Raw genomic sequence first — 10,987 nt, forward strand, 5'->3', positions numbered from 1 at the left:
GGTCAGCGCCCTAGTCCCGCTTGCGCGTGAACCGCCGCGTGAGCCTGTCGCCGACCAGGCCGATGCAGATGACCAGGATGGTGAGCGCGGTACCGGGGAAGACCGTGATCCACCAGGCTGTGCCCAGGTGCTCCCGGCCGCCCGCGATGGCCTGCCCCCACGACACGATGTCCGGGGGAAGACCGAGACCGAGGAAGCTGAGCGCCGCCTCGGACAGCACGGCGGATGCGAGTTCGATGGTGGCCAGGGCGACGACCGACCCGGCCAGGAACGGCACGATGTGCCGCGTGAGGGTGGCGGACTTGGAGACGCCCATGATCCGGGCGGCGTCCACCCAGTCGCGTTCCCGGGTGGACATCGTGATGCTGCGCGACAGCCGGGCGAAGCCGACCCAGCCGCCGACCGACAACGCGATGATCACGACATGCATGCCGCGCTCGAGCAGGCCGGCGATGACGATGGCGAGCAGGATGCCGGGGAACGCCATCAGGATGTCGATGGTCCGCGAGACGACGGCGTCGGAAAGGCCACCGGAGTACCCCGCGATCGCGCCGAGCGCGACACCGATCAGGCCGCACAGCGTGACGACGGCGATGCCGATGATGAACGACGTCCGCGCGCCGTACACGACCTGCGCCAGAACGTCTCGCCCCACGGCGTCGGTGCCCAGCCACGCGGTACCGGACTCCGTCGCCGATCCCGGGGGTAGCAGGCGCTCGGTGACCTCGGTGGCCACCGGGTCGTAGTCGATCAGGACCGGGCCGATCGCCGCCGCGAGCACGTAGATGCCGATGATCACGTACGGAATCGCCGCGAGCGGCCGGCGACGCCGGCGCCGGGCGGGCGGTACGGCCGGACCGGGGGCCTCGGCGAGCAGGATGTCCGACTGGGTCATCGGCGCGCCTCCAGACGGATCCGCGGGTCGAGCTTGGCGTTGACCATGTCGGCTGCCAGGTTGAGGACGATCACGCACAACGCGATCAGGACGGTGGCCGCCTGGACGACCGCGTAGTCACGGTTCCCGACCGCGCTGACCAGCAGCGACCCGAGCCCGGGCCACGCGAACACCGTCTCGATGATCACGGCGCCACCAAGCAGCGTGCCGACCTGGAGACCAACGACGGTGACCACCGGGATGAGCGAGTTCTTCACGACGTGGCCGGTGAGCACCTGCGCCTCCGTGAGGCCCTTGGACCGGGCGGTCTGGACGAAGGCCTCGGACATCGTCTCGGCCACGCCGCTGCGGGTCATGCGGGCCACCAGTGCGGTGAAGGGAATCGACAGCGTGACCGCAGGCAGGACGAGGTTCGCGAGGCTGCCGCCGCCGGCACTGGGCAGCACCTGAAGCTGCAGTGCGAAGATCAGGATGAACATGATGCCGACCCAGAACGGAGGCAGTGCCTGCAGGCCCAGGGCGACCGTGGAGACCGCCCGGTCGAGGGCGCTCCCCGGCTTCTTGCCGGCGACGACGCCCAGGATCAGGCCGGCGACGATCGCGATGACGGTGGCGGCCAGGGTGAGCTGAACGGTAGCCGGGAAGCGCTCGATGACCTGATCCATGGCCGGGCGGCCGAATCGATAGGACTCGCCGAAGTCGAACCTCACGACATCGCCGAGGTACGAGAAGTACTGGAGCAGGAGGGGCCGGTCGAGGCCGAGCGTGTGCCGTAGCGCCTCGATGTCCGCCGCGGTCGCGTCCGGACCCAGTGCCACCGTGGCCTGGTCGCCGGGTGCGAGCCGAACGACGATGAAGACGGCGGTGACGACACCCCAGATGGTGAGCAGGCCGATCGCCAGCCGCTTGACAATGAAATAGGTCACCGGGGCGGTCCCTTCGGCGCTGCGGGTTCCGGTGTCATGAGGTGAGTCCTGCCGGCGGTTCGGCGATCGAGACGCCGAGGATCGGCGTGCAGGCGAGGTTCAGCTGACGGGGTTCGCCGTCGTCGTTGTCCAGTAGGTCCAAGAGCAGCCGGACGGCCTCCCGGCCCATCTGCTCGCGGGGCAGTGAGAAGCGCGTCCAGTCGCGGGCGCGCTCGCCGAGGGGCGGGTCGCCGAGCAGAACCACCGAGCAGTCCTCGGGAATGCGAACAGCGGCCTCGGCGGCGGCTCGCTCGACTGCGACGATCGTGGAGTCGTCCTCGCTCGGTTCCACGAGCAGGGCCGTTACGCCGGTGGACAGCCAGCCGCGCAGCAGGTCACCCGTGATGACGCCGGAGTCGTCGACCGTGTGGACCATGCTGCTTTCTTCGGGGATCCCCACATCACCCAGACCCTGCCTGAAGCCGGCCTCGCGGTCCCGGGTCGGTTCCTGATCGCCGCTCAGCTTCAGGTACGCGAGATGCCGATGACCACGATCGGCGAGCGTTCGGACCATGTCCCGAGTGGCGCCCACGTAGTCGGCGGCGACGTACGACAGCTCCGCATCAGGGACCTCGCGGCGTCCGATGAACACGAACGGGAAGTCCTCATGGACGAGTGCGGCCAGGTCGTCACGGTGCAGGTGGCGGCCGAGAAGCACGCAACCGTCGGCCACCTTGAGCCGATTGACCCCGCCAGCGTAGATGCGCCGTGTGCCCCCGTCGGTGGCCGAGCTGAACAGCAGCAGGTCATAGCCATACCGAGCCGTCGCCTCCTCGACGCCCAGCAGGAACGGGAAGTAGAAGTCCCGCTGGTCCACCGGGAACACCGGCTCGAACGTGTACAGGCCGAGCATCCGGGTGCGTCCGCCCTTGAGTCTGCGGGCTGCGGCGTTGACCGTGTAGCCGAGTTCGGCGGCGGCCTGGAGCACCGCCCGGCGCGTCTTCTCGGCGACCTGGTCACTCGCCGCGCCACCGCTGATGACCAGCGAAACCGTCCCCTGGGAGACGCCGACACGCCGGGCTATGTCCACCTGGGTGGGGCGCCTCCGTTGCGCTGCCATGGCCATCCCTAATACGTATTGGTTCCTGGTGGGCGCTCACGTTACGGACAGATGACGCGCGTCGTCAAGGGCCCGGCGCCGAGTCGTCCCCGAGCTGTTACCGCAGGGAGGGTCGCCGTCGCGGACGAGGCGACGCGACCGCCACGGGCTCGCCTTGGGGGGCGTTCTCGTCGCGCCGTGGTGGCGTACTGGAGTTCCTCCGGTCAGGGCTCTTCGATGACGTCAGACGGATGAAACCAGCCATTCCCGCGTCGCCAGGTCGAAATATGCGCCATTTCCGTCGCCGGGCCACCGAAGAGTGCCGTCCTGCGGATCGAAGAAGCCGCGCCGCTGGCCGAAATACAAGATGATCTAGGCATACCCTTCGCGCGACATCACTTTCCTGGCAAGATCGATCAGCGTCTCGTGGTGCACAGGGTATCTGCCGTGCCATGCATGATCAACATGGCCGGAGTTCCCACACCGACGTGATGCACAGGCGTGAAGCACCGGGAGTGATCGTCGTTGTCAACGTGTCGCCTGCGGCGACCTCCCAGTCCTCGCGCCAACGACATGGCATGCCGCACCACCAGATCACGACTGCAGAGGCGACGCGCCCGCCAGCGTCGTCAGTCGGTCCGTCCCTCCTCACGTACCGTCTGCGCGGCATCTTGGGCGGTCGAGCGCATCGCCTCGACGGACTCGCGCGCGGGCTCGCGCAGGTCGTCGGCGACCTCGCGGGCCATCGACGACGCCTCCTGCGCCATGCCCGAAGCCTGTTCCTTCATCGCCGTGGCGGCCCGGCGCTCGGCTCGACTCGCCGGAATGACGGTCGAGGCCAACCAGCCGGCACCGAACGCGATGAGCCCCGCGGCCAGCGGGTTGCCCGCCGTCCGTTCCCGCATCATCGCCGGCGCCTCACCGGCCTTCTCCGTCGTCGTCGAGGCTGTGCCAGCCACCGATGCGGCAGCATCGCCGCCGGTTGACGCCACGTCGGAAGCGGCGCCCATGACGCGGTCCTTGAAGCTGGCCATGGCACTGCCCATGCGCTCGCCCTGCCGGCGGGCCACGGTGCCCGGCCGGATCCGCTCACGTACCGCGTCGACGTCATCACTCAGCTCGTTCCGGGTCTGCTCGATGTCAGCCCGGATCCGTTCGGGATCGTTTGTCATCGCTGGTTCTCCTGTCCCTTGAGAGCGTCCGGGATCTCCCTGACCGTCTCAGCCGTCCGAGGCACGCCCCGGACCCGGCGCAGCTCGGTCCGCCCCATCGCGGCAAGGACGGCGGCGATGATCGCCCAAAGCGCTGCCACGATCACCGCCGACCAGCCGTGCCCGGTCGCGTCGGCGATCGCCCACCACAGTGCGATCGACAGGAACAGCAGCGCGAGCCAGCCGGCCACGCCCGCGCCGCCGAACATCCCTGCGCCGCGTCCGGCCCGGCCGGCCGACTGCTGGACCTCCGCCTTGGCCAGCTCGACCTCCTGCCGGACCAGACTGGACAGATCACGGCTCACCTCGCCCAGGAGCTCGCCCAGCGACGCGTCGGACGGCGCGGCAGACGACGGCTCGTGCGGCCGGCCACTCATGATGACCCGTCCTGCTCTGTCGCGGGCTGAGTCATACCTCGGGTCAGCCGGCCGGCCAGCACGCCCGCTCCGGCCGCGAGGGCCAGGAACATCCCCGGCCGCTGCCGGGCGAACCTGCGCACCTCCTCGATCACTTCGGTGGGCTCACGGGTCGCCAGCCAGCCGGCCAGGTCGTCGGCCCGGCCGGCGGCTTCCTGCGTCAGGTCGCCCGCCATGCCGGGCTGCGACGAGCTACTGGCCATCGACCGCAACTCCTCCGACAACGCACGCAACCCGTCGACGGCGCGGTCCTTCTGGTGCCGCGTCTGTGAGGTCAGCTGGTCGCGGGTCCGGCCGGTGAGGTCGCGCACCTGTCGCCGGGCCTCGCCGGCGACTTTCGATGCCTCATCCTTGGCTGTGTCGGCGGTGGACGTCTGCTCGGACGTGCCCGGCGAGTGGCGGCCCGGGTCCTCCGGGCTCGCCGGAGCGCGCGACTCGGCGGTCCCGCTGCCAGCGCTAGGCAGGTTTTCGTGGTAGGTCATGGGACGTCCCCCTCCGTCGGTGCTGCATGCTCGCCGACTCCAACGTCGAGTCGACGCGGTCCGTCGAACGCCGCATACCCGGATGAATTCGTCCATAACGACACGCTGGCCGAGTTTCTGATCCAGCGGGCCGGAGGGCGTCGGCCCTCGCCTGGGTCGGCTCAGCGCACGGTGAGTGCGCGGGCGAGCCCGACCAGGACTCGGCGGGTCAACCGTCCTTGTCCCAGCCCGAGATCGACCAGGTCGTCGAAGACATGCTGGTCTCGGTCCGCCGCCGTGACGCCGGCCATCAACACCGCAGGCACGGCGGACAGGCGGGCTGCCGTGGCCGTGTGCCGAAGGTGCCGCCCGAGAAGTGCGCGAACAGCCATCCGGTGCCGCGCGCCGGCCGTCTCCGGCCGTCGTGCCGTGACAGCTGCCGCGGCCGCACGCCCGGCCAGCGCCCCCGTCGCCACCGCATAGTGGAGGCCCTCGCCGGTCATCGGGTTGATCAGACCGGCGGCGTCGCCTGCCAGCAGCAGCTGGCCGTCGGGCTGCGGCCAGCGCCACGACGACAGCGGCAGGTGATGGCCGCGCCAGTCCGTCCCGCCGTCCGCGCCGGGCAGCAGCTCGCCCAGCTGTCGCAATAGCACCGCCCGCGACACTCCGTCGGTGTGAAACGCGCCGTAACCGACGTTGGCCAGGCCGTCGCCACGGTCGAAGCACCAGGCGTAGGCCTGGCGGTGTTCTGGGTCGAAGGCGATGACCTGCCGACCCGACCACTTCGGCGGCGTCACGACATACCCCCGCAGCGCGAGGGCCCGGCGCCGAACCGCGGGAACTCCCGCGACACGCCGGACGACGGAGTAGGCGCCGTCCGCGCCGACCACCACGCGTCCCGCGAGATCGTCGTCGACGATCACAACGTCGCCTCTCGGCCGGACCGCGCGCACCCGGCGCTGCTCGAACCGTGCCCCGGCGTCGACGGCAGCCGTGAGCAGCCGATGATCGAGGACCGTTCGTGGGACGACCCTGACCGAGCGCCGCATCGGGCGCGACACCCGGCGCTCGCCGTGCGAGAGCTCGAGCCGTCGCACTGGTGCCCAGTCGTCCAGGAGCCCCGGTGCGCCCAGGACGGCCAGCATGTCCGTCACGTCTGGCGAGACACCGTCGCCGCACGCCTTGTCGCGCGGAAAGGCGGCCCGGTCGAGTATCAGTACCCGCAGCCGCGGATCGGCCGACAGCGCGCCGAGCGCCGTCGCCGCTCCGGCCGGGCCGGCACCGACGACGATGAGGTCCCACGCGTCACCCATGGGGGTGCACTACCCGGGCGGACAGGGTTTAGCTGCGTAGCACCAGCAGCACGACGTCGACGAGTGCGATGGCCATCGCCGCGCGAAACGGCGTCGTCCCTCGGCCACGCAGCGCCGCTACGGCGAGCACCCCGACCACGACCAGACCGCCCCAAGCCCAGGCCGGCGGCCAGCCCGGACCAAGCACCACCAGCACCGACGCGACCGTCAGCACGAGCACCGCTGTCACGCGGGCGCGCAGTGGACCGAGCCGGTGGGGGAGGCCGCGCACGCCCGTCGCGGCGTCATCGTCGAGGTCCGGCAGGACGTTGACCAGGTGCGCGCCCACGCCGAGCAACGCGCCGGCGGCGACCATCCAGCCGGGCGGCCACTCGGGTGGGTCGAGCGCGAGGCTCACCACGGCAGGCAGCAGCCCGAACGCGACCGCGTATGGCAGCCACGAGAGCGGTGTCCGCTTCAACACCAGGTTGTAGGCCACGCCGCAACCGACCAGGCCGAGGTGTAGCAACCCGGCGGCCGGGCCCAAGGCCACCGACAACGGCACACAGGCGCCGGCGGCGACGGCCAGTGCGACGCGGACGGTACGGGCGGAGACCCGGCGTGTCACCAGCGGTTTGTCCGTGCGGCCAACGGCGCGATCGCGGTCGGCGTCGACCAGGTCGTTGGACCAGCCGATGGTGAGCTGACCAGTGAACACAGCGGCCATCACGAGGACCAGAGTCGCGGGGTGGTGGCCGAGTCGCAGCGCCAGCAGCCCACTCAGGGCGGTCACCGCGACCGTCGGTTCCGGATGGCAGGCACGCACCAGGCCCGCCGTCGCCGCTCCTGCTGCCACCTTTCGAAGTTTAGAGGCGCTGGAATTGCGTACTACCTGTCAATGACGCGCATTCTCTCCGTCGATGGCGCCCTGCCCGACCACAAGTACGCCCAGGCGGACCTGACGGCGGAGTTCGCCGCCATGATCGCCCCGGCCGGCAGGTACGACCACAGGCTGCTGGAGCGCCTTCACGCCAACGCCGGCGTGAGCACGCGGCACCTGGCGCTGCCGAAGGAGCGCTATGCGACCCTCGGTGACTTCGGCGCCGCCAATGACGCGTTCATCGAGACCGCCGTCGAGCTGGGTGGACGGGCGATCAGCGGTGCCCTGCAAGCTGCCGGCCTGGAGCCGGGCGACGTCGACCAGATCGTATCGACCACCATCACCGGTATCGCCGTCCCGTCGTTGGATGCCCGCATCGCCGGGAGGATCGGGCTGCGCCCGGACGTCAAGCGAGTGCCGATCGTCGGCCTCGGCTGTGTGGCCGGTGCCGCCGGGATCGCCCGGGTGCACGACTATCTGGTCGGCCACCCGGGCGACGTCGCGGTTCTGTTGTCGGTGGAGCTGTGCTCGCTGACGGTACAGCGGGCCGACGCGTCGATCCCCAACCTCGTCGCCAGCGGCCTGTTCGGTGACGGTGCGGCCGCCGTCGTCGCCGTCGGTTCGCAACATCCCGCCGGACTCGACCAGCCGGCAGGGCGCATCCGGCCGGCCGTGCTGGCCAGCCGGAGCCGGCTCTACGAGAACACCGAGCGGACGATGGGGTGGGACGTCGGGGCGACCGGCCTGCGCATCGTGCTGAGCGCCGACGTGCCCGAACTGGTGCGCAGCCAGGTCGGCGGCGACGTCGACCGGTTCCTGTCCTGCCACGGACTGCGCCGCGAGGACATCGGGTGGTGGGTGTGCCATCCGGGCGGCCCGAAGGTGCTGGAGGCCATGCAGGACGCGCTCGGCATCGGCCGCGACGCGCTGGCATTGACCTGGGAGTCGCTGAACCGCATTGGCAACCTGTCGTCGGCGTCGGTGCTTCATGTGCTCGCCGACACCCTCGAGCTGCGCCCGCCGCGGCCGGGGTCGTATGGAATCGTGCTGGCCATGGGTCCGGGTTTCTGCCTCGAGCTCGTCCTGCTGCGGGCGTGAGCCATGTCCGAGGTGCTGTTCACCGTGTTGGTCGGGCTGGTCGGCCTGGAACGGCTGGCCGAGCTGATCGTGTCGAAGCGGAACGCGGCGTGGAGCTTCGCCCGGGGCGGCGTCGAGTACGGCCGAGGGCACTACCCCGTCATGGTCGTCCTGCACACGGCGCTGCTGGTGGGCGCCGTCGCGGAGGTGTGGATCCGCCGGCCACCCTTCGAGCCCGGCCTCGGCTGGACGATGCTCGCGCTCGTCGTACTGGCGCAGGCGCTGCGCTGGTGGTGCATCGCGACGCTCGGGCGGCAGTGGAACACGCGGGTCATCGTCGTGCCCGGCCTTGTTCTCGTACACGACGGGCCGTACCGGGTGCTGCGTCATCCCAACTACGTCGCCGTCGTGGTCGAGGGGTTCGCGCTACCGCTCGTGCACTCGGCCTGGGTCACCGCACTTGTGTTCACCGCGCTCAACACCTTCGTGCTCGCCGTCCGGCTCTCGGTGGAGAACGCCGCGTTGACGGCGCTTGACCGCGAGTCGGCGTCATGATCGACGTCGTCGTGGCCGGTGGCGGCCCGGCCGGGCTGACGGCGGCGTTGTACGCGGCCCGCGAGGGCCTCGACGTCGTGCTGTACGAGCCGCGGACCGGGCCGATCGACAAGGCGTGCGGCGAGGGACTCATGCCTGGTGCGGTCGCCGCGCTCGCCGGCCTCGGCGTCCACCCGGACGGACAGCCGCTGCGCGGGATCCGGTACGTCGCGGGCCGCCGATCCGCCGTCGCGGACTTCCGCGCCGGCCCGGGCCGGGGTGTCCGGCGCACGACGTTGCACACCGCATTGCGCCAAGCGGTCGAGGACGCCGACATCCCGATCGTGCCGGCCGCGGTGGGCGCTGTGGGCCAACACCCCGACGGCGTCGAAGTGAACGGCAACCGCGCTCGCTACCTCGTCGCCGCCGACGGGTTGCACTCGCCGATCCGCCGCCAGCTGGGTCTGGAGGCCCGCGTCACGTCGCCGCGCAGGTTCGGACTGCGCCGGCACGTCCGCTTGGCGCCATGGACCGACTACGTGGAGGTGCACTGGGCGCCGGCGGCCGAGGCCTACGTGACGCCGGTCGGCCCCGACCAGGTCGGGATCGCGGTGCTGACCAGGAACCGGGCACCGTTCGACGACCACATCGAGGCGTTCCCGGCGCTGCGCGAGCGCATCGCCGGGCGGCAGCTGACGACCGTGCGCGGTGCCGGCCCGCTCCGGCAGCGGTCCAGGCGGCGGGTCGCCGGCCGTACGTTCCTGGTCGGCGACGCCGCGGGCTACGTCGACGCGCTCACCGGCGAGGGAGTTGCCCTCGGCATGGCGCAGGCCCGCGCCGCCGTGGCGGCGATCGTGGCCGACACGCCATCCGGGTACGAGACGGCATGGCGGCGGCTGACCTGGCGCTACGAGCTGATGACCCGCGCGCTGATCGGCGCGACGTCGATCACCGCCGGACGGCGGGCGCTCGTTCCGCTCGCGGCGGCTCTGCCGCGCCTGTTCGGTGCCGCCGTCAACGTCCTGGCCCGGCCCGCGTGAGCGTGGCCGTCTCGGGCGGCGATGGGCGACCGTGAAGGACATCGCCCGGGCGGCCGGGGTGACCCCGGGCCTGCTCTACCTTTCTTCAGCGCCAGCAGCACCAACTCGCACGTCCGTGCGGTGATGGGCGATTTCGTGGTTGAGGGACAGCGCCTGCTGACCAGCTATCTCTCGACGCCCGGGTCGCTGCGGGCGAGCTGCGCCCGGTCGACACCGACTGTGCGCCCGGACCCTGCTTGCCGCGCTTGCGGCCAGCCAGCACCTGGGCGCCACACCGACCCGGACCAGCTCGTCGACCTGCTCGTCAACGGCGCGACGACGAGCGTCTCTCGTAGAACCGCAATCGAGCCGTCGCCTGGCCAACCGCAGCAATCTCACACCGTGGCCTCGAAATGATCACGTTCAGCAGGATCACCCGCGCCTCACCATGATTGCGAGCATGGTGGGACACGAGATCTCGTGCTGAACGTGATCATTTCGGGGTGCCGCGCACCTACAGTGCGACGACGGCGCTCGTGAAGGTTCCGATCCTCGCGCCGAACGCTGCCGGGTCGGAACCGGTGACGACGGCGCCGAGGAGGACGGCCCGTGCCCCGGCGCCGCTCAGGGTCTCGAGGTCGGCCGGGGTCAGGGCGTGCTGGCTGGGTACCACGATGGGCACGTCGACGGCCCGGGCCACCGCGTTCAGCCGCGCGACGGTGGCGAGTGAGAGCGGCGTGCCGTAGCGGTCCGGCTCGAGGGTGGACAGCTCGAGTGCCGCGATTCCGTGGTCGACCAGGGCGCGTGCCTGATCTGGACCGTCGCCGGGGCCGAGGGCGGCCATGGGCGTCACCGGTCTGGACGCCTCGACGTACCCGGGCGGTACGTCCGCTGCGTACGCGTCGAAGTAGTCGAAGCCGAGGATCTTCGCCGCTTCCATCTCGGTGAGCGACACCGTGCCGGCCGTTCCGACGACGAGCCCGGTCGGCAGGCCGACGGTGAGGATGTCCGTGAGCCGGCTGTGCTCCGCGGCCAGTGAGCCGAAGGTCGTGCCGGACGCGCGGTGTCGGACGTTGGTGTGGACCTTCAGCCCGTCGGCGCCGGCGGCGCGGGCCTGTTCGGCGAGACCGGCGTCGTTCCGCGGCAGGCTCACCAGGACGGCGAGGCGCGATGCGGGCACGTACATGGCGACGTGTTC

Annotated in this window: 12 protein-coding genes; 3 read left to right on the forward strand and 9 right to left on the reverse strand. The window is 71.0% G+C overall.

The genetic code is table 11. From position 1 onward, the window contains the following. Positions 1–10 precede the first annotated feature (10 nt). From E1269_RS03595 to E1269_RS03630, 8 genes are all read right to left on the reverse strand, one after another. Entirely contained in the window at positions 11–895 is an 885-nt protein-coding gene (locus E1269_RS03595; RefSeq protein ID WP_131891313.1) for an ABC transporter permease, read from the reverse strand. After that, positions 892–1,821 carry an ABC transporter permease gene (locus tag E1269_RS03600; RefSeq protein ID WP_131891316.1) on the reverse strand — a complete coding sequence of 310 codons (930 nt, stop codon included), beginning with the start codon at positions 1,819–1,821 and terminating at the stop codon, positions 892–894. Before E1269_RS03600 ends, E1269_RS03595 begins: the two co-directional genes overlap by 4 nt. Before the next feature lie 34 nt (positions 1,822–1,855). Next, positions 1,856–2,920, reverse strand: a complete 1,065-nt coding sequence (locus tag E1269_RS03605) for a LacI family DNA-binding transcriptional regulator (protein WP_131891319.1) — start codon at positions 2,918–2,920, stop codon at positions 1,856–1,858. A gap of 608 nt (positions 2,921–3,528) precedes the next feature. After that, positions 3,529–4,071, reverse strand: a complete 543-nt coding sequence (locus tag E1269_RS03610; protein WP_131891321.1) for a DUF3618 domain-containing protein — start codon at positions 4,069–4,071, stop codon at positions 3,529–3,531. Continuing rightward, positions 4,068–4,487, reverse strand: coding sequence for a phage holin family protein (locus tag E1269_RS03615; RefSeq protein ID WP_131891324.1), 420 nt, complete (start codon positions 4,485–4,487; stop codon positions 4,068–4,070). The genes E1269_RS03610 and E1269_RS03615 overlap by 4 nt, the downstream gene beginning before the upstream one ends. Beyond that, positions 4,484–5,008, reverse strand: coding sequence for a hypothetical protein (locus E1269_RS03620; protein ID WP_131891327.1), 525 nt, complete (start codon positions 5,006–5,008; stop codon positions 4,484–4,486). The genes E1269_RS03615 and E1269_RS03620 overlap by 4 nt, the downstream gene beginning before the upstream one ends. 161 nt (positions 5,009–5,169) lie before the next feature. Continuing rightward, the gene (locus E1269_RS03625) at positions 5,170–6,300 is read right to left on the reverse strand and encodes an NAD(P)/FAD-dependent oxidoreductase (protein WP_131891330.1); all 1,131 of its coding nucleotides are present in this window, start codon (positions 6,298–6,300) and stop codon (positions 5,170–5,172) included. 28 nt (positions 6,301–6,328) lie between these two features. After that, on the reverse strand, positions 6,329–7,135 hold the full coding sequence (locus tag E1269_RS03630) for a UbiA family prenyltransferase (RefSeq protein WP_131891333.1): 807 nt from the start codon (positions 7,133–7,135) through the stop codon (positions 6,329–6,331). 42 nt (positions 7,136–7,177) lie between these two features. Between E1269_RS03630 and E1269_RS03635 the strand changes: the two genes are divergently transcribed. From E1269_RS03635 to E1269_RS03645, 3 genes are read left to right on the forward strand one after another with little or no spacing between them, the layout of a single operon-like run. Beyond that, a complete protein-coding gene (locus E1269_RS03635; RefSeq protein WP_131891336.1) occupies positions 7,178–8,257 on the forward strand; it encodes a type III polyketide synthase in 1,080 nt (359 codons plus the stop codon). 3 nt (positions 8,258–8,260) lie between these two features. Beyond that, positions 8,261–8,791: an isoprenylcysteine carboxyl methyltransferase family protein gene (locus E1269_RS03640; RefSeq protein WP_131891339.1), complete on the forward strand. Its 531-nt coding sequence runs from the start codon at positions 8,261–8,263 to the stop codon at positions 8,789–8,791. Beyond that, complete coding sequence (locus E1269_RS03645; RefSeq protein ID WP_131891342.1) at positions 8,788–9,810, forward strand: NAD(P)/FAD-dependent oxidoreductase; 1,023 nt, start codon at positions 8,788–8,790, stop codon at positions 9,808–9,810. The genes E1269_RS03640 and E1269_RS03645 overlap by 4 nt, the downstream gene beginning before the upstream one ends. A gap of 493 nt (positions 9,811–10,303) precedes the next feature. Here E1269_RS03645 and E1269_RS03650 read toward each other — a convergent pair whose 3' ends face one another. Beyond that, positions 10,304–10,975 (reverse strand): hypothetical protein, encoded by a 672-nt coding sequence (locus tag E1269_RS03650; RefSeq protein WP_131891344.1) that lies wholly within the window; start codon positions 10,973–10,975, stop codon positions 10,304–10,306. Positions 10,976–10,987: the final 12 nt, after the last annotated feature.

This window comes from Jiangella asiatica (assembly GCF_004349065.1).
GTDB classification, from domain to species: domain Bacteria; phylum Actinomycetota; class Actinomycetes; order Jiangellales; family Jiangellaceae; genus Jiangella; species Jiangella asiatica.